Source organism: Tenacibaculum jejuense (assembly GCF_900198195.1).
Lineage (GTDB): Bacteria > Bacteroidota > Bacteroidia > Flavobacteriales > Flavobacteriaceae > Polaribacter > Polaribacter jejuensis.
In genome coordinates this window covers 2,468,387-2,486,694 of the sequence record NZ_LT899436.1, presented here as the reverse complement: position 1 = coordinate 2,486,694, position 18,308 = coordinate 2,468,387, and the positions used below count along the sequence as shown (strand labels likewise).

General features: G+C 29.3%; 17 protein-coding genes. 4 read left to right on the top strand and 13 right to left on the bottom strand.

Annotated features, from left to right (window positions below):
- Positions 1-5: 5 nt before the first annotated feature.
- The 12 genes from AQ1685_RS11155 to AQ1685_RS11100 form a co-directional block, all read right to left on the bottom strand.
- A complete protein-coding gene (locus tag AQ1685_RS11155; RefSeq protein WP_095072155.1) occupies positions 6-614 on the bottom strand; it encodes a MarC family protein in 609 nt (202 codons plus the stop codon).
- Position 615: 1 nt separating this feature from the next.
- Positions 616-1,122, bottom strand: a complete 507-nt coding sequence (locus tag AQ1685_RS11150; protein WP_095072153.1) for a DUF3124 domain-containing protein — start codon at positions 1,120-1,122, stop codon at positions 616-618.
- A 186-nt stretch (positions 1,123-1,308) separates the two neighbouring features.
- Positions 1,309-1,872 (bottom strand): hypothetical protein, encoded by a 564-nt coding sequence (locus AQ1685_RS11145; RefSeq protein ID WP_095072151.1) that lies wholly within the window; start codon positions 1,870-1,872, stop codon positions 1,309-1,311.
- A 92-nt stretch (positions 1,873-1,964) separates the two neighbouring features.
- Positions 1,965-2,162 (bottom strand): hypothetical protein, encoded by a 198-nt coding sequence (locus tag AQ1685_RS11140; RefSeq protein ID WP_095072150.1) that lies wholly within the window; start codon positions 2,160-2,162, stop codon positions 1,965-1,967.
- Between the two features lie 129 nt (positions 2,163-2,291).
- Positions 2,292-2,819, bottom strand: coding sequence for a molybdopterin adenylyltransferase (mog, locus tag AQ1685_RS11135; protein WP_095072148.1), 528 nt, complete (start codon positions 2,817-2,819; stop codon positions 2,292-2,294).
- A 24-nt stretch (positions 2,820-2,843) separates the two neighbouring features.
- A complete protein-coding gene (locus AQ1685_RS11130; RefSeq protein WP_095072146.1) occupies positions 2,844-4,058 on the bottom strand; it encodes a peroxiredoxin family protein in 1,215 nt (404 codons plus the stop codon).
- A 112-nt stretch (positions 4,059-4,170) separates the two neighbouring features.
- A complete protein-coding gene (locus AQ1685_RS11125) occupies positions 4,171-4,554 on the bottom strand; it encodes a DUF805 domain-containing protein (RefSeq protein WP_095072144.1) in 384 nt (127 codons plus the stop codon).
- A gap of 42 nt (positions 4,555-4,596) precedes the next feature.
- Positions 4,597-5,931 (bottom strand): DUF58 domain-containing protein, encoded by a 1,335-nt coding sequence (locus AQ1685_RS11120; RefSeq protein ID WP_095072142.1) that lies wholly within the window; start codon positions 5,929-5,931, stop codon positions 4,597-4,599.
- Between the two features lie 6 nt (positions 5,932-5,937).
- Positions 5,938-6,936, bottom strand: a complete 999-nt coding sequence (locus AQ1685_RS11115; protein WP_095072140.1) for an AAA family ATPase — start codon at positions 6,934-6,936, stop codon at positions 5,938-5,940.
- A gap of 1 nt (position 6,937) precedes the next feature.
- Positions 6,938-8,143 (bottom strand): DUF4350 domain-containing protein, encoded by a 1,206-nt coding sequence (locus AQ1685_RS11110; RefSeq protein WP_095072138.1) that lies wholly within the window; start codon positions 8,141-8,143, stop codon positions 6,938-6,940.
- Entirely contained in the window at positions 8,143-8,844 is a 702-nt protein-coding gene (locus AQ1685_RS11105; RefSeq protein WP_095072136.1) for a hypothetical protein, read from the bottom strand. Before AQ1685_RS11105 ends, AQ1685_RS11110 begins: the two co-directional genes overlap by 1 nt.
- Positions 8,841-9,803 (bottom strand): stage II sporulation protein M, encoded by a 963-nt coding sequence (locus AQ1685_RS11100; RefSeq protein ID WP_095072134.1) that lies wholly within the window; start codon positions 9,801-9,803, stop codon positions 8,841-8,843. Before AQ1685_RS11100 ends, AQ1685_RS11105 begins: the two co-directional genes overlap by 4 nt.
- A 21-nt stretch (positions 9,804-9,824) precedes the next feature.
- On the opposite strand from AQ1685_RS11100, the gene AQ1685_RS11095 reads away from it, so the two are divergent.
- Positions 9,825-10,640, top strand: a complete 816-nt coding sequence (locus AQ1685_RS11095) for an RDD family protein (protein WP_095072132.1) — start codon at positions 9,825-9,827, stop codon at positions 10,638-10,640.
- A gap of 100 nt (positions 10,641-10,740) precedes the next feature.
- Here the strand turns inward: AQ1685_RS11095 and clpB are convergent, their stop codons facing one another.
- Positions 10,741-13,344, bottom strand: coding sequence for an ATP-dependent chaperone ClpB (gene clpB / locus AQ1685_RS11090; RefSeq protein WP_095072131.1), 2,604 nt, complete (start codon positions 13,342-13,344; stop codon positions 10,741-10,743).
- Positions 13,345-13,499: 155 nt separating this feature from the next.
- Between clpB and AQ1685_RS11085 the strand changes: the two genes are divergently transcribed.
- The 3 genes from AQ1685_RS11085 (at position 13,500) to AQ1685_RS11075 (ending at position 18,264) form a co-directional block, all read left to right on the top strand.
- Positions 13,500-16,184 (top strand): carbohydrate-binding protein, encoded by a 2,685-nt coding sequence (locus AQ1685_RS11085; protein ID WP_095072129.1) that lies wholly within the window; start codon positions 13,500-13,502, stop codon positions 16,182-16,184.
- Between the two features lie 64 nt (positions 16,185-16,248).
- Complete coding sequence (gene ytxJ, locus AQ1685_RS11080; protein ID WP_095072128.1) at positions 16,249-16,656, top strand: bacillithiol system redox-active protein YtxJ; 408 nt, start codon at positions 16,249-16,251, stop codon at positions 16,654-16,656.
- A 54-nt stretch (positions 16,657-16,710) separates the two neighbouring features.
- Entirely contained in the window at positions 16,711-18,264 is a 1,554-nt protein-coding gene (locus tag AQ1685_RS11075; protein WP_095072126.1) for a DEAD/DEAH box helicase, read from the top strand.
- Positions 18,265-18,308 lie beyond the last annotated feature (44 nt).

Below are 18,308 nucleotides of genomic sequence, written 5' to 3'. Positions count from 1 at the left end.
ATAAACTACATAGTAAAGAAACTCTTAATACCAGTCATTATATTCTGAACAGCATAAGACGCAAGGATTAACCCCATAATTTTACTAATTACTGTAATACCGTAATTACCAATAATTTTTTGAACTTTATTAGCTGCTAATAATATAAAAGCAGTTAAAACTATTACGCTAAAAACAAAAACAGTAGTTATTATTTGTTCATTAAATGTATAGCTATGGTTATCTGTAAGTATAACTACAGCGGTAATTGCTCCAGGAGATGCAATAGATGGAATAGCTATAGGAAATATAGTTACATGTTTATAGTCAGTAATTCTTTGTTTTTCTTTTTCAGGTTTCCCATCCCCAAAAATCATTGTAAGTGCAAATAAAAATAGAATTACACCACCAGAAATTTGAAAAGCATCTAAAGTTACTTCCATTCCTTCAAAAATAATTTGTCCAACTACGATAAAGAATAAAAGGATTAGAAATGCAATACAAGAAGCTCTAATAGCTATTTTTCGTTTGCTTTCATCGTCAAAATCTCTAGTTGCTTCTAAGTAAACCGGAACAGAACCTATAGGATCTATAACAGCAAATAAGAATAAAAATGTAGTAATTAATTCTGCCATTTTATTCAATTCTTTTTCCGTGAGTTGTAAAAGAAACTCCTTGTGTACCTTGCATAGAATTCATAACTCCTTCGAATAAAGGTTCTGGACAATTTTTAGGAATACTCCACTCAAATATAAAATTAGAACCAGTTCCGCCTTCAATATCTTCTTGATCGATAACAATTTCAAGAGTTTCCATAGGAGAAACATAAATAGGGTAATTGAAATATGTTCTAATTTTTAAGCCTTCGGTATTAAAGTAATCTGCTCTAGAAATAAAAATGGTATCTTTTTCACTAACATTTCTCAAACTAATCATTCCTGTTAAGTTGTATTTTTCTTTTTGTGTGTAGCTATACATCTGAGAATAAACAGATAGGTAAGATTTACCAGTAATAGTTAAAGAATCTACCATAGAAATAGTAGATTTTCTTTTAGACCAGTTTTCTTCTTGAATTTTTATAGGAGCTTTCTGATCGCATCCTAATAGAACTAATAGTACTAGAAATATTGTTATGTATTTCATTTTTTATTTAATCAATTGCTAGATGTAAATTTAGTTAAAAAGTTCTATTTATATGCAGTTTAAAAAAAGGTAATCACCAATGTAAAGTTGTTTTTTATATTACATTAGTAATGTTTAAAAAGTAATATGAATTAAATAAGTGTTTTTCTTTTTATAGTATTGTTTACACTTAGTTAAGTTGATGATTCATTTGATTTGAATTATATTTTGATTGATTTCTTTATTAGAACTGAACTCAAGCCTGTCTAAAACAATTCCAGATTTACCTCTTTTAATTTCTTTGCTAACTAATGCATCTAAATTTTTAAACGTTACAGCATCTATACCATAATAATCAAATAGTAAAGTAGTATATTTTTCAAAATCACATTTAATCATCAAAGCTTTTTGTTGGCCAAAAATTAAATTTTTCACCTTTTTTTTAGGTTTGATTTGTAAATGTTTAGCAATACGAATTGCTTCATTTTTATTTACATCAAGATTTTTTGTGATATAACTTTCAACAGTTATAGGATTAAGTACAGAAATCACTTTATTTTCTTGAAAATCTGTAGTTAGTTTTGCATTTGGGATATTTTTAGCTAAATAACTCAATAAGTCATAACGAAATTGATGCACTAGACTTTTACCATTCTCATCGAAATTAGGAATACATAATCGAATTAATTTTCCTTTTTCTAATTGAAATTCAGGAATTTCAATTCCTTGGAAATTGAATTTTTGACTACGAAAAATAATTTCATTAAACATTTTAAATAGTGTAAATTAAAAGTAGCCACTACAAAGTAATGACTACTTAAATTTATCTTTTAGAAGATTATATTTTTAAAATTACTAAAATTTTATCCACCAGTAGAAGGAGAACAAACTCCACTAGCACAAAATCCAGTTGGACAGTGTGGTAATCCTGTTAAACAAGCTAAACCATCTGTAGCAAAACTACATGATGCAATGTATTCAGTTAAAAAACCTCCTACTAATTCTTTTTGTGCATTTTTGTTTAATTCCTTAATACCTTGGATTTCTAAAATTTTTCTCATAATAATAATTTTAATAAAGATTAATTTGATTGAATTTAAAAGTATAAAAAATTAAGACTAAAATTTCAATGTTTAGTTTAGTTTAACATATTTTTTAAGAATTATTTAAGTAAGGTTTGTTTGTGAGTTTTACTTTTTCTTTGGACGAAATGGTTTTATAACCTCATGATTACAATCTAAATATGGTCCGTTCATTAAATCGATACAATACGGAATGGCAGGAAAAACTGCATCTAAACATTCACGAATCGATTTCGGTTTACCAGGTAAATTCAGAATTAAACTTTCGTTTCTAAGACCAGCAGTTTGTCTTGAAAGTATAGCTGTAGGAACATATTTTAGAGATTCTGCTCTCATTAACTCACCAAAACCCGGCATCATACGATCACAAACAGCCTCAGTAGCTTCAGGCGTAACGTCTCTTTTTGCTGGACCTGTTCCACCTGTTGTAATTACTAAACAACAACCTTTATTGTCAACCATATCAATCATAGTATTTTCAATAACATCCTGTTCGTCAGGAATAACTTGATAAACTTCTGTCCAATCAGAAACTAAGTAATCGTTTAAAGTTGCTATAATTGCTTTTCCACTAAGATCTTCATAAACACCAGCACTTGCTCTATCGCTTACTGTGATGATTCCAATTTTTGCCATTATTATTTAGTTATTTGTGATTGGTTATTCGTTAACTAACTCGTTTAAAAAAGAGTCGAAATTTTTAGTGAAATCGGTATATAATTTACCAGTAGCAGGACCATTAAATCCTGTATGAATTTTTCTAACTTTTCCTTTTCTATCAAGTATAATTGTAGTTGGGTATGATAAAACATGGTTTAACATTGGTAATTTTTCTTGAGCAGAAATTTTATTAGATGAACCAAATTGAGCCAACAAAATAGGGTAGGTGATATTGGTTTGTTCTTCAAAACGATTCAAATACTCAAAAGCTTCTTCTTTAGTTTTAGCAACTTCAAAAGCTAAGGCAACGAATTCAATTCCTTTCGATTTGTTTTTTGCGTAATATTCTGAATAGTATTTACTTTCATCTAAGCAGTTAGGACACCAAGATCCCATAATTTGAACCACAGTTACTTTATCTTTAAAACGGTCATCTGTTAAAGAAACCATAGTATCATTTTTATCAGGAAATGAAAATGAAATGGTTTCATAGCCATCTCTTAAATATGTTAATGATTCAGCATCAGGCAATTCATAGTTATTATTCAATTTTGCTGTAAATGGTTCTTTCCAATGATTACCAGAATAGAAATGTCCGTTCATAGTAGAATCAGTAACTTTTGCTGTAAATAAAAATGCATGAGCGCCATCAAAAGTAGAAAGTTGTAAAATATCATTATTGATATTACCTTCTAAAAAACGATAATCTCCAGTAGTAGTTCTGAATGTACCCGTAACTTTATCTCCTTCTTGTTTGAATATACCTTTTGCGATATATTTATCTTCTTCGGAATTTGGGCTAAAAACTGTTTCCCAGTTTCCTGTAATATTGACTTTACTTTTAGAAGTGCTAGCAAATCGATCTGTACTTTTTTCCGCAGTAAAAGGAACAATACGATCTAAACTAGATTTTACAAATTCACCAGTAAGTCTATTCTCTTTAATTTTTGCTGTAAGATATCCTTCAAAAAAAGGCATTTGAATTTTTACTGAATCATTATTATATGTAATTTCATGAACTTTTATCGTTTCTTCAGCATTAAAAACATGTAATTCGTTTTCATTAATAACTTCAAAAATAAAAGGAATTTCTTTTTGATCTTGAATTTGTAAAGCAGCTCTATATGTTCCTTTTTCTAGTTTGTTAACTTTTTTAGTTTCAGTAGTACAAGAAGTTATAATGATAGCTATGAATAAAGCGATATAGGGTTTCATAAGATATTTTTGGTATAAGTACGAAGAAACAAAAAAATCTTACATAATACTAGTTAAAAAAATAAATCGTCCAAATCGGACGATTTATTTGATGTTTTATTCGAAGTGTGAATTAATCTCTTCCGATTAAATTGATATCTCCTGAATTACCTAATCCTTTAGGATTATCTCCCCATTGATTTGGTCCGTGTTGACTATCTTGTGCCCACCAAACGATCAATAAGATAATTCCAACTAAAGGAATCAAAATAAATAAGAAATTCCATGCACTTTTTCCAATATCGTGTAGTCTTCTAGCTGTTACAGCTAAAGTCGGTACAATAATAATTAAACTGTATAAACTTGAGATTAGGTATAAGTCAGGAATCATAAATATAATGATACTTAAACCAATGTTAATTAGAAAACTAATAAGAGTGAACATCCAAAATTCTTCTCTTCTAGCTCTTCCTGAAAAATTTGCGTAATCTTTAAGCACTTTAATGAACCAATTCATAATAATTATAGTTTTTGAGTTAATTTCTGATTTATATACGAATTAAAATAACCCTCTGGTTTTTAATTCTAGATATTTGTTAATAGTATTTCCGGTAAGTTCTTTAGGTTTTGTTAAAACGGATTGAATTCCGTATTTCTTTAATTCGTTAGCAATTTGTTTTTTCTCATAGATAAATTTTTCAGCAATAATTGTATCGTAAACATCACTTATTTTACGAGATTGATTATCAATAATTTTGTTTAATTCAGTATTTTGGAAGAAGACTACTAGTAATAAATGATTTTTAGCAATAGCTCTTAAATAAGGTAATTGTCTTTTTAAAGCGTCTAATGTTTCAAAATTAGTGTATAGAATAAGTAAACTTCTGCTTGTAATTTTTCGTTTTATAGATGCATATAATAAGCTATAATCAGATTCTAAAAAATTCGTTTTGATATTGTATAGAGCATCCGAAATTAAATTCATTTGTGAATTGCGTTGCTCAGCGACTATTAAGTTATCAATTTTTTGAGAAAAAGAAAACATTCCTGCTTTATCGTGCTTTTTTAATATAGCATTACTAACAGCCAAAGAAGCATTTATAGAATAATCTAAAAGCGTCAAATTATCAAAATGCATTTGCATCGGTCTACCCGTATCGATAATAGAATATACAGGTTGTGATTTTTCCTCAACATACTGATTTACCATCAACTGATTTCGTTTTGCAGTAGCTTTCCAGTTTAAAGTACGTATATCATCTCCTGTAACGTATTCTTTAATTTGTTCAAACTCCATAGAGTTTCCAATTCTTCTAATTTTCTTACTTCCCTGACTAGTAATATCATTTGAAATCGCTTTAATAGAAAAATCATTAAGTGTTAGAAATGAAGGATAACATTTTACATTTTTTGGATTTCCTAAAATGTATTTTTTTGTAGCAAACTTTAAAGGAGATGAAGTATATACATTCATATTTCCAAAGTCATAATCTCCTCGAATATTTGGAGAAACAAGATAAGTTAATTCTTTATCTTCTTGCTTTTTAAAATGTTCTTTAAGTTGAAAATAGCGTAGTTGTAGTTGGTAAGGTAATTCTTCTATAACTGTAGTATGAACAGGAATTGAATAGTTATTTTTTAAAGTAATTACTATTTTATTTTGATCTCCATTAGATAATTTTTCTGGCAAAAAACGTTCTCCAGTAATCCCTTTCTTTTTAGAAAATAAAAGTATTATATCAATAAAAGTAAAAATACAGATACTAAACAATAGTATTTTAGCCACATCAAAAAATACAGGAACAAAAAAACCAACTATAAATAATGCAGCTACTAATCCTAAGGCGTAAAAAAAGCGATTATTTAAAAATAAAGAGTCAAAAAACGTTTTCATTAATAATTACCTAGGAATTTCTACAGCTTCAATTATTTGTTCAATGATTTGCTTACTTGTAACACCTTCCATTTCACGTTCAGGAGTTACAATTACTCTGTGTTCTAAAACAGGAATTGCAGCGTTTTTAATATCTTCTGGAGTTACAAAATCTCTTCCTGCTACTGCAGCAAATGCTTTTGAAGCTTTTAAAATAGAAATTGTTGCTCTTGGTGAAGCTCCTAAAAATAAGAATGAATTTGACCTTGTGTTAACTACAATATTAGCAATGTATTCTAATAAGTTTTTTTCTACTTTAATATTTGTAATTAAGTCTCTAAACTTCAGAATTTCTTCACCAGTAATTACTTTTTCTACTTGATCTAATTTTTTATCTTTTAATAAGGCTTGTTCTCTAGTCACAATTTCTAATTCTTCAGCAGCAGTAGGGTAATCTACATTAATTTTGAATAAGAAACGATCTAATTGAGCTTCAGGCAAACGATAAGTTCCTTCTTGTTCAATTGGATTTTGAGTTGCTAGTACAATAAATGGAGCACTCATAGGATAACGTTTTCCATCCATTGTAATTTGTTTTTCTTCCATTACTTCAAACAGTGCAGCTTGAGTTTTAGCAGGAGCTCTGTTTATTTCATCAATTAAAACCATATTAGAAAAAACAGGACCTTTTTTAAACTCAAATTCAGAAGATTTAACATTAAAAATAGAAGTTCCTAAAATATCAGAAGGCATTAAATCTGGAGTGAATTGTATTCTACTAAAGTCGATATCCATTGCCCTTGATAATAACTTGGTAGTTATCGTCTTTGCAACTCCAGGTACACCTTCAATTAAAGCATGTCCGTCAGAAAATATAGCAACGATTAATAAATCGATCATATTTTTCTGTCCAACAATTACTTTATGAAGCTGATTCTTTATTTTATATACACTTTCTTGTAATTCAGAAAGATCAATTCTGTTTTCAAATTCTAAACCGTCGTTTGGAGTAGTTGTTTCTTCCATATTATTTGTTTTTTAAAAAGTTCTCAATTAAAGAGTTTAATTGAACTAACTCTTCTTGTGAACATTGAGATCTTTTATTAATCGTTGTAATTGTATTAATTAAGTACTTTGTTGTATGCTCTGTATTACCAGATTTAGCAGCTAATTTCTCAATAAAACTAGCATTTAAATTTTGAGTATCTAAGTGATATTTAGTTCTTACTTTTTCTAAAAAGTAAGTGATTTTTTTAGTAACAAGATTTTTATGATTGTCTTCCTTTAAATATAAATTGGCTATAGTATGTGTAAAATCTTGTGTAGAATTTTTTAAAGCTTTTAATTCAGGAATTGCGCGTTGTTTTCTTCTAGCATTTAAAAATAAGAAAAGTAATAATCCGAAAAAAGCCACATGTAGAGCCCATTTTAGGCTAGGATGTTTATAAAAAAAGTTTAACGCAGATTTTTGTTCTTTGTTTTTCTTGTACTTACTACGTTTGGTTTGAGTATCTAAAAATATAGGCCTATCTGGTAAGTAAGAAAATACATTTTCAACATAACTAGCATTGTCTTTTAATAAGTAATAGTTTGTGAAAACAATGGGTTGTGTATGTAAAAATACATGACCTTCTCCATGACGTATTTTTATAAAATTAGCTTTATCTCTTTCCGAGTTTATATTTTGAGTACCTAATACAGTAGTCTTAGTACTGTCGATAGATTCGAAATAATTCCTTCTTAAATTTCGATCAAAATACGTTTTCTTTGGTGATAGTTGATTATTATTAAGATACAAAGTAGCATCTAACTGTTTTAAGTCTTCAATAGAATAAACTATATCATCTAAATTTTTAGTTTCAAAGCTCAATTCTTTTTGAAGAATACTGCTGAAACTATTTGATGCTAAAAAAACTGTATTACCAACTGCTACAAAGTCTAAAAGTTTTTTAATTGTTTTTTTATCTAATTGGTAAGCATATGATTTTACACAAACGTAATTACCTTGATCTTTAGTAGTTACAGGATTGATAAGTAAGTAGTCGTAAATATGTTCATCTAAAACTTCAAATTCATTGTCATTAAATAAATTTTCAAGTTCATTTGCAAAAATATATGTCCCAAAAGGATCTTTTGAGCGTTCTTGATAATTTTCTCTCCAATTGGTTTTTTTACAACCAACTATTGTAAAAAGTAAAACTCCAATTATGTAAAAACGATTACTCTTTCTCATTACAATTGTTTTAAAAAAGATTCATAATTAGACTCGATTACACTAAAGTTAGTTTGGTTTACATCAAATTCACCATACCAAACATAATCGTATATGTATAATAGATATGAGAAAGGTTTCCTTAGTTCCTTTTTTTGCAAGTCGAAAATATATTCTGTGTTCGTTTTATCTTTATCGAATGTTATTAAGCCTTTATTTGACATTTGCTTTAATAATAAAAGATAATAATAACGAGTTGCATTTCTGTAGTCACCTTTCTGTTTTGCTAATACTATAAGTTTTTCATAGTTCTCATTCTCTAAATACGATTCTTCTTCTGAAGTAAGTATAACTGCTCGTTCAATTTTTTTGTTTTTTGAAGAAAAAAACCAAGAGAAATCTTCACCAATTAGAGCTTTCACAACTATAAAAATTACAATAAGTGCTAATAGATAAGGAAAAACTGTAGTGAAAAAACGCATTACTTTACTAAGAAAAGTAGAAGGAAAGTTTGGAGTTCTTCGTTTTTCTCTTTTCTCTACATGATCTTTATATTTAAAGTCATTTCCATCATATTTTGAAGAAAGATCGTCATCAAAATTACGTTGTTTTTCTATTCTATCTTCAGGTGGAGACGTATTTTCAGGAATAAAGTCTTCTTGAGCAAATACCAATACATGTCCTAAAAATAGGATTAGGAAGTAAAGTAACTTTTTAATCATAAATTATGTCTTTTAGCTACTTTATATGGAAATATCAAGTAATAATATGAAATTGTAATTAAACAAAAAAGGATAATAAATACACAAACAAAAGCAGGCATTTTATTGTAATGTCTGGTAACATAACCTTCTAAAAAAGCTGCTACAAATGTAAAAGGAATAGTACTAAGAAAAATAAAGAACGATTCCCGTAATCCTTTCTTAAAAGATTCAAAACGCTTTAAAGCACCTGGAAATAATATACTTGCACCAATAATGTATCCGCATCCGGCTTCAATTATCATAGCAAAAATTTCATAAGTACCATGTATCCATATTCCCAGTAAACTATCTACTAGTGAATTGTGTTGGTAGAAAAAGGCTTGAAAAACAGCCACCATAATTCCATTAACCATAATATAGTAACCAGAACCAATACCAATAAACAAACCTGATAAAAACATGTTTAATCCAACCTTAAGATTGTTATTAAATATTCCAATAAAACTTCCCCAAGTACTACCGCCTTTATAAATGGCTAGTGCATCACCACTTTCTATATTTTCAAGAGTTTGGTCTACATAATCATTACTTAAAATTTGTCTGGCAAAATTTTCATCATTAAAGGTTGATAATAAACCAATAAAAAAGAACGCAAAAAACACAATAAAAGAAATATACATGTATTTTTTGTATTTGTAGAGTAGTAAAGGAACAGTATCTAAAAAGAAAGAGATTAAAGTATTCTTAGTTTGTTTTTTAGTATGATATATTTTACTGTAACTGCTTTTAGCTAATTTATTCAAATAAGGAACAACATTACTCTTAGGGTAAAATGATTGTGCATAAGACAAATCATTCATAATTTGAATGTGTAAATGTGCTATTTCATCTGGAGTTTTCTTAATTTTATTTGAAATTACTTCTTCAAATTCAAGCCATTTTTCTTTATTTTGCTTTATAAAAGCGATCTCTCTCATAGAGACAAATGTAAAAATTGTATGAACACACTACAAGTAAATACTACACAAAATGTTAAAATAAATTTTGAGATGGCAAATGTCGGTCAGCGTTTATTAGCTTTTGTGGTTGATAACATCATAAAAATTGCATACATATATCTTGCCGCAAATTTTATTGATTTTGATACTGTTATTCGTAATATCGATCAAGATCATTGGTCGAAAATAGCAGTACAAGTACTATTTTTTCTTCCTGTAACATTTTATTCCTTGTATTCTGAAGTTTTAATGAACGGACAAACTTTAGGTAAAAAAGTACTTAATATTAGAGTCATTAATTTTGAAGGATTTAAGCCTTCTTTTTTAGATTACACGATCAGATGGTTTTTACGTATGGTCGACTTTAACTTCTTTATCCTTGTTTTCGTTTTGTTTTATGATAGTCTTAATGATGAAGACTTTTTTGTTTTATTGTATTTGATTTTTCTATTTGGAAAAATGTTAGGTTTTTTAATGGTTATATTTACTAAAAACAATCAAAGAGTAGGAGATTTTGCGGCAAATACAGTAGTTGTTTATTTAAAAGATAACGCTAGTTTTTCAAAGACTATTTTAGAAGAAATTAAAGAAGATTATAAACCAACATTTTCTAATGTAATTAAGTTATCAGATAATGACGTAAGAATCATTAAAGATACTTTTGTAAAAGCTAGGAGAAGTAAAGATTATAATACTTTAATCAAATTACGATCTAAAATAGAAGAAGTTACAAGTATTAAAAAGCCAACAAAACTTACAGATATCCAATTTATAGATGTTGTTTTAAAAGATTTTAATTATTATACTCAAGATTAATCAAAAAGTAAAAGTATTATACCTTAAATACAGTAAGTCTATAAAAATATTCGAAATATATTTTGATAAAAAAAAGAGGAAGTTTTAACTTCCTCTTTTTTTATTCTTCTTCGTCATGAATTGGATTTCGAAACACTAAAGTTCCATCAAATTCATCTAGAAGTATAAGACTATCATTAGATATTTTTCCAGCTAAAATTTCTTTCGACAATAAGTTTAATACTTGTTTCTGGATGACTCTTTTTACAGGTCTTGCGCCAAACTCAGGTTGAAATCCTTTTTCAGCTAAATGCGTTATAGCTTGCTCTGTAGCATCTAAAGTTATATTCTGAGCAGAAATCATTTTTTTAATATGATTTAATTGTAATCTAACAATTGATTTTATATTGTCTTTTGAAAGCGGAGTAAACATGATAATATCATCAATACGATTCAAGAATTCTGGTCTAACACTTTGTTTTAAAAGTCCTAAAACTTCTTCTTTAGCTAAATCCATAGAAGCTTCAATAGCTCCATTCATAGTTTCATACTTCTCTTGAATAATATGACTTCCCATATTAGATGTCATGATAATAATGGTGTTTTTAAAATCAGCAACACGGCCTTTATTATCGGTTAATCTACCTTCGTCTAATACTTGTAAAAGAATATTAAAAGTATCAGGATGTGCTTTTTCTATTTCATCCAATAAAACTACAGAATATGGTTTTCTACGAACAGCTTCAGTTAATTGTCCGCCTTCATCATAACCAATATAACCTGGAGGCGCTCCAACTAATCGACTTACAGAATGACGTTCTTGATATTCACTCATATCTATTCTTGTCATTGCATTTTCATCATCAAACAAATAGGAAGCTAAAGCTTTTGCTAATTCTGTTTTACCAACACCAGTTGTTCCTAAGAAAAGGAAAGAACCAATTGGTTTATTCGGATTTTGTAATCCAGCTCTAGAACGTCGTACCGCATCAGAAACTGCTTCAATAGCTTCTTCTTGTCCAACAACGCGCTTGTGTAACTCGTCTTCTAAACGAAGTAACTTTTCTCGTTCAGATTGTAACATTTTCGTAACAGGAATTCCAGTCCATTTAGCAACAACTTCAGCAATATCATCATAAGTAACCTCTTCTTTAATTAAAGTATTATCACTTTCGTTAATTAAAGTTTCTTGTTGTTGTTCTAATGCTTCTTGAGCTTCTTTTATTTTACCATATCTCAACTCAGCAACACGACCATAATCTCCATTGCGTTCGGCTTTTTCAGCTTCTAATTTATAATCTTCAATATCAGTTTTTAACTTCTGAATTGTATCTACTACACTTTTTTCAGATTGCCATTTTGCATTAATATCATTACGCTCTTCTTTTAAATTAGCAAGATCGGCATTTAATGATTTTAATTTTAAATCGTCATTTTCACGTTTTATCGCTTCAATTTCAATTTCTAATTGCATTATTTTACGATCTAAAACATCTAATTCTTCAGGTTTAGAATTAATTTCCATTCGAAGTTTAGCTGCTGCTTCATCCATTAAATCGATGGCTTTGTCTGGTAAAAATCGACTCGTAATATAACGTTGAGAAAGCTCTACAGCACCAATAATAGCTTCGTCTTTAATTCGAACTTTATGATGTGTTTCGTATTTTTCTTTTATTCCACGTAATATAGAAATTGCACTTTCAGTATCTGGTTCATCAACCATTACTTTTTGAAAACGACGTTCTAAAGCTTTATCTTTTTCGAAATATTTCTGATATTCATCTAAAGTTGTAGCACCAATTGCTCTTAATTCACCACGAGCTAATGCAGGCTTCAAAATATTTGCAGCATCCATTGCACCTTGTCCGCCACCAGCACCAACTAAAGTATGAATTTCATCAATAAATAATACGATATCGCCTTCAGAAGAAGTAACTTCTTTTACAACGGCTTTTAATCGTTCCTCGAACTCTCCTTTGAATTTAGCTCCTGCTATTAAAGCTCCCATATCTAGAGAGTAAATTTCTTTATCTTTTAAATTTTCAGGAACATCACCTTTAATAATTCGGTGTGCTAATCCTTCAGCAATAGCAGTTTTACCTGTACCAGGTTCACCAACTAAAATAGGATTGTTTTTAGTTCGTCTAGAAAGAATTTGAAGTAAACGTCTAATTTCTTCATCTCTACCAATAACGGGATCTAGTTTTCCGTCTTGTGCTAATTGATTTAAATTTTTAGCATACTTATTCAGAGCGTTGTAAGATTCTTCTGCACTTTGAGATGTAACTCTGTTTCCTTTGCGAAGTTCTTCTATGGCAGCTTTTAAATTTTTCTCATTTACACCTTGATCCTTTAAAAACTGAGCAATTTGACTTTTAGAACTAAAAATAGCTAAAATTAAATGTTCAACAGATACATATTCATCGTTCATTTTTTTAGCAATAATACTAGCTTCATTTAAGGTTTTATTAGCCTCTCTTGATAGCATAATATCAACCCCATTAACTTTAGAAAAACTTTGTAGTTGCTTTTCTAATACTTGAGAAACTAAATCCACATTAACATTTAATTTCTTTAGTATGTAGGGTAAAACATTTTTATCAACTTGTAATAACGCCTTGAAAAAATGCTCGTTCTCAATTTGATTATGACTATATTCTTGCGTAATTTGTTGTGCAAGTTGAACAGTCTCTTGTGATTTTATAGTAAAGTTATTAAAATTCATTTTCTCAACTTTTTTATTTCACGAAGTAATAGTCAAAATACATTCCAATAAAAAAAAGATGTCAATTTGACTTTTTTTTCATAATAATCCTGAAATTATGTCGTTCTTGTGATGGTTTTTCAATATTAAATATGTGAATCCCCAAAATAAATCCCATGAAAACTTTAATTAAACTTCTAGTACTTTTAGTTGCTACTTCAGTATATGCACGAGATATTTACGTAGCTAAAAATGGAAATGATACGAATTCAGGTGAACAGAATTCACCATACTTAACAATAGCTAAAGCTTGTGAAGTAGCTATGCCTGGTGATGTTGTATACATTAGAGCTGGTAGATATGAAGAAACAATTAGACCTGTTAGGTCTGGAGTTGCAGGTAATCCCATCGTTTTTACATCTTTTCCTGGTGAAAATGTGATTATATCTGCTATGGAATCTTTAAATGGTTGGACTTCTGATGGCGAAGGCAGATGGAAAACAACGGTGAATTGGGATTTAGGACAACGTAATTTTGTAATGAATGGAACTACTGTTTTAGATTTAGCAAGATGGCCAAATAATACCGATGGAGATCGTTTTACTTTAAATTCTCTTCGTAATGACGGAGGAAGTCAAGATAATGTTTCAACAAATGCATTTTTAACCGATTCTGATATTCCGAATTGGAACTGGGCTAATGGAGGTTCTATTATGTTCTATGGAGATCGAGCAGGTTCTGGTTGGACAACTTGGAGGGCTTGGATTAAGAGTCAGTCTTCAGGCCGTGTAAATTTTGATGCAATAAAGAATCAAGATTGGATTATTAGTGCTCATCCTCCTGGAGATTTTGGAGATTATTATTTAGAAGGAATTAAAGAAGCTTTAGATTATCAAAATGAATGGTTTTTTGATGCTTCTATCCGAACACTTTTTGTGCAATTACCTGGTGGAGTAAAACCAAATGATGGTGAAGTTCAAATGTCAAGAAGAGAAGTCACTGCAAATTTAGAAGGACGTAATCATATTCACATAGAAAATATGGCTTTATTCGGTGGTAATGTTTCTATAAAAGGAACAGGAAATAAACTAAATAGAGTTACACTTTTATATGGAAGTATGACAAGAGGAATTAATCCAAATTTTAATTCTGGAATTAATGCTATAGATATTAAAAGCGGATCAAATAATACCATTATAGAACATTGTGAAATTGGGTTTGGCGATGCTACTGGAGTATGGGATTCTGGTACAGCTTCAATTATTAGAAATAACTATATACACGATTTTGATTTTTTAGGTTCTTACGATGCTCCAATAATGGCAAGAGGAGGAAGAAATACAAAAATTATAAGAAATTATATTTCAAGAGGAGGGAGAGATGCAATTCAAATTGTAAACAAAAATTCTGAAGTTGCTTGGAATGACGTATCTCAAAGTAATCTTATTGCTGATGATTGTGCTTTATTGTATACAATTAATAAAGGTTTGAATCTAGAAATTCATCATAATTGGTTTCATGATGCAGAAAGTAGAGGGAAATTAAAAAAAGCTGCAGGTATTTATTTAGATAATGATGCAGAAGGAGTGCGAGTTTATAGAAATGTAGTTTGGAACGTAGAATGGACTAATGTTCAGATTAATTGGGATGGAAAAGACATCGATATCTTTAACAATACTTTAGTGAAAGCCAAAGGAGGAACAATGGGTGCGTGGCATAAAGCAGGAACAATGTTTACTAATGTAAAAGTTTGGAATAATATTACAGATCGTAATGCTACAGATCAAGGCGGAAATCAAGAAACAGAAGGAACTTGGGAACCACAATCTGATAAACAAAATAATCTTGTTGATAAAACATCTTTTATTGATCATATAAATAATGATTTTAAACTAAAAGATGGTTCATTAGCTGTAGATTTTGGAAGACAAATTACAGGAATAACAAATGGTTTTAAAGGAAGTTCACCAGATGTAGGTGCTTATGAAGTAGGTGATAATTGGGTTCCTGGACCAGATTGGAAACTTTCTGAAGGAGCTAATGGGAGTTGTTATAATTTACCTGGAGAATCTTGTAATTGTACGCCAACAATTTGGTATAAAGATGAGGATGGAGATGGATTAGGTGATATTAATAATTCTACAGAGGCTTGTAATAGACCTAATGGTTATGTGATTGATAACACAGATAATTGTGATAATGATGCAGCTAATAGATGTGATATTTTACACCAAGTAGGAGTTAAAATTGAAGCCGAAGATTTTAATAATCAGCAAGGAGTTCAAATAGAAACTAATGGAGGGACAACAAACCTAGGGTTTATTGAGAATAATGATTTTACAATTTATAAAGTTAATGTGAACAGAGCAGGTACTTATACCTTAACTTTTAGGGTTGCAAGTGCGAGTCAAGGAGGAGAAATTACGGTTACTTCGGATAATACTTCATCTAATACAACGAAAATTGCTGTTTCAAATACTGGCGGATGGCGAGATTGGCAAGAAATATCAACTACAGTGCAGTTGTCAAATGGAATACAAAACATAAAAACTACATTTGAAGGTACTAGTAGTTTCTTGTTTAATATTGATTGGTTTAGAATTGATTCATCTGTATTATCTATTGATGAAAATGAAATTTCTAAAGTAAAAGTGTATCCAAATCCAACAAATAACATTATTGTGGTAGAGGGTCTAAATAAAGAACATAACTTTAATTTGGTAGACTTAAATGGAAGAGCTATTCAAAAAGTAAATTTAAATCCTACCAATAATAGTTTTGATATTTCAAATTTATCTCAAGGAATATATTTTTTAAAATCTTTGCGTGTAGATTTTACTCATAAGATTATAAAGAATTAACTTTGTAAGTAAGCGAAGGAAAAATAGACTACGCTTAAGAAACAATTTATTTAAAGTTAAGATTATGGGAGTTTTTGGAAATATGTTTAAAAAATCATCAGGACAAAAGAAAGAAGAAGTAAAACAAAATAATATCAATTGGATTCCTTTAAAGACTGTAGATCAAATTAAAGCTGTTACGAAAAGGTCACACAATAAGCCAGTGGGGATTTTTAAACACTCTACACGTTGTGCAATTAGTAAAACTGTAATTAAAAACTTTGATCAAGGTTTTCCAAAAGAATTAAATGAGAAGATAGATATCTTTTACATAGACCTTTTAAATTATAGAGATGTTTCTAATGAAGTAGGATACGAATATCAAGTATTACACCAATCTCCTCAGTTTCTTTTAATTAATAAAGGAGAGGCTGTTTTACATGCTTCGCATTACGATATTACACAAATTGATTTAGAAAAAATCTTAAAATAATATGTAGGTTTTACAAATAGGTTGTATTTTTGAGCTTTCAAAAAAATTAACCTTTTGAGCGCCACAGATTCAAAAAATAAAGTAGGAAAGAGCCTATATAACTATCAAAAAGAAGCATTATTCAATATTTTTAAAAGTTTTGAAAATGCTCCTGAGAATTACCACTTGTTATACCAGCTTCCCACAGGAGGTGGTAAAACTGTAATTTTCTCAGAAATTACTCGTCAGTATTTAAAACATTATCAAAAGAAAGTTTTAATAATGACGCACCGAATCGAATTATGTAAGCAAACAGCAAGAATGCTTGGAGAGTTTGGTGTAGAAAATAAGATTATTGATAGTAAGGCAGAGTTAGATGATCAAGGTGATTACGATTGTTTTGTAGCAATGGTTGAAACCTTAAATAACCGTTTGAATGATGATATTTTAGATATCTCAGATGTAGGTTTGGTAATTATTGATGAGGCTCATTACAACTCATTTACAAAGTTATTCAAGTTCTTTAATAAATCTTTCATATTAGGTGTTACAGCAACTCCTTTGAGTTCGAATATTAAAATGCCAATGAAAGACAACTATGACCATTTAATAGTTGGAGAAAGTATAGCAACTCTTATTGAAAATGAATATTTAGCAAAAGCTAACATATATTCATATAATGTAGGTTTAACTTCATTAGAAGTAGGAGCGAATGGTGATTATACGGTTAAATCTTCTGAAGATTTATATACAAATTCTAATATGCTGTCTAAGCTTCTGCAAGCTTATGAAGAAAGAGCAAAAGGAACAAAAACACTAATCTTTAATAATGGTATCAACACATCTCTATATGTTTATGATACTTTTAAAAGAGCGGGATATCCAATTGCTCATTTAGATAATACGAATACAAAAAAGGAGAGAGATGCTATTTTAAAATGGTTTAATCAAACTCCAAACGCAATTATAACTTCTGTAAGTATTTTAACTACAGGTTTTGATGAACCTTCAGTTCAATCTATCATTTTAAATAGAGCTACAAAATCGTTAACTTTATATTATCAGATGATTGGTCGTGGTTCACGTATCATTCCTGGGAAATCACACTTTAATGTAATTGATTTAGGAAATAACTTCCATAGATTTGGACCTTGGGGTGCTGATTTAGACTGGCAAAAAATGTTTAGAGCTCCAAATTTCTATCTAGACAATTTATTAACTGATGAGGATATAGAAAGTACATTTAAGTACGAATTACCTGAAGATGTTAAGAAAGAATTTGCAAATACTAAGGAAGAAGATTTATATTTCGATGTAAAACGCGTTTATATTGACACAATTCAGTCCGGACAAAGTTCTAAGAAAGTATTAGAGAAATCTATTGTACATCATACAAAAATGTGTGTAGAAAATAGTGAAGATGTATTTGATGCGTTAATCTTAGCTAAGAAATTAGGAGGCGATATTGATGATAGAATTCACAGGTATTCAAAATGTATTTGTAAATCCACACACAATTTCATCGATTGGTTACAAGATGATTACAGAAAAAAATTAAACTCACATATTAGAGCTAACTTTGATGATGTGTATGAAGAAATTCATGGTCATCCACCACCAGAAGAATAAAAATAAAACTATAAAAAAACCATTTCTAATTAGAAATGGTTTTT

What these genes read in the sequence shown, in the direction of transcription:
- AQ1685_RS11085 (WP_095072129.1), top strand. Translation starts at nt 13,500, where the DNA reads ATGAAAACTTTAATTAAACTTCTAGTACTTTTAGTTGCTACTTCAGTA.
- AQ1685_RS11145 (WP_095072151.1), bottom strand. Translation starts at nt 1,872, where the DNA reads ATGTTTAATGAAATTATTTTTCGTAGTCAAAAATTCAATTTCCAAGGA.
- AQ1685_RS11150 (WP_095072153.1), bottom strand. Translation starts at nt 1,122, where the DNA reads ATGAAATACATAACAATATTTCTAGTACTATTAGTTCTATTAGGATGC.
- AQ1685_RS11095 (WP_095072132.1), top strand. Translation starts at nt 9,825, where the DNA reads ATGAACACACTACAAGTAAATACTACACAAAATGTTAAAATAAATTTT.
- AQ1685_RS11105 (WP_095072136.1), bottom strand. Translation starts at nt 8,844, where the DNA reads ATGATTAAAAAGTTACTTTACTTCCTAATCCTATTTTTAGGACATGTA.
- AQ1685_RS11120 (WP_095072142.1), bottom strand. Translation starts at nt 5,931, where the DNA reads ATGAAAACGTTTTTTGACTCTTTATTTTTAAATAATCGCTTTTTTTAC.
- AQ1685_RS11130 (WP_095072146.1), bottom strand. Translation starts at nt 4,058, where the DNA reads ATGAAACCCTATATCGCTTTATTCATAGCTATCATTATAACTTCTTGT.
- AQ1685_RS11115 (WP_095072140.1), bottom strand. Translation starts at nt 6,936, where the DNA reads ATGGAAGAAACAACTACTCCAAACGACGGTTTAGAATTTGAAAACAGA.
- ytxJ (WP_095072128.1), top strand. Translation starts at nt 16,249, where the DNA reads ATGGGAGTTTTTGGAAATATGTTTAAAAAATCATCAGGACAAAAGAAA.
- AQ1685_RS11125 (WP_095072144.1), bottom strand. Translation starts at nt 4,554, where the DNA reads ATGAATTGGTTCATTAAAGTGCTTAAAGATTACGCAAATTTTTCAGGA.
- AQ1685_RS11110 (WP_095072138.1), bottom strand. Translation starts at nt 8,143, where the DNA reads ATGAGAAAGAGTAATCGTTTTTACATAATTGGAGTTTTACTTTTTACA.
- mog (WP_095072148.1), bottom strand. Translation starts at nt 2,819, where the DNA reads ATGGCAAAAATTGGAATCATCACAGTAAGCGATAGAGCAAGTGCTGGT.
- clpB (WP_095072131.1), bottom strand. Translation starts at nt 13,344, where the DNA reads ATGAATTTTAATAACTTTACTATAAAATCACAAGAGACTGTTCAACTT.
- AQ1685_RS11155 (WP_095072155.1), bottom strand. Translation starts at nt 614, where the DNA reads ATGGCAGAATTAATTACTACATTTTTATTCTTATTTGCTGTTATAGAT.
- AQ1685_RS11100 (WP_095072134.1), bottom strand. Translation starts at nt 9,803, where the DNA reads ATGAGAGAGATCGCTTTTATAAAGCAAAATAAAGAAAAATGGCTTGAA.
- AQ1685_RS11140 (WP_095072150.1), bottom strand. Translation starts at nt 2,162, where the DNA reads ATGAGAAAAATTTTAGAAATCCAAGGTATTAAGGAATTAAACAAAAAT.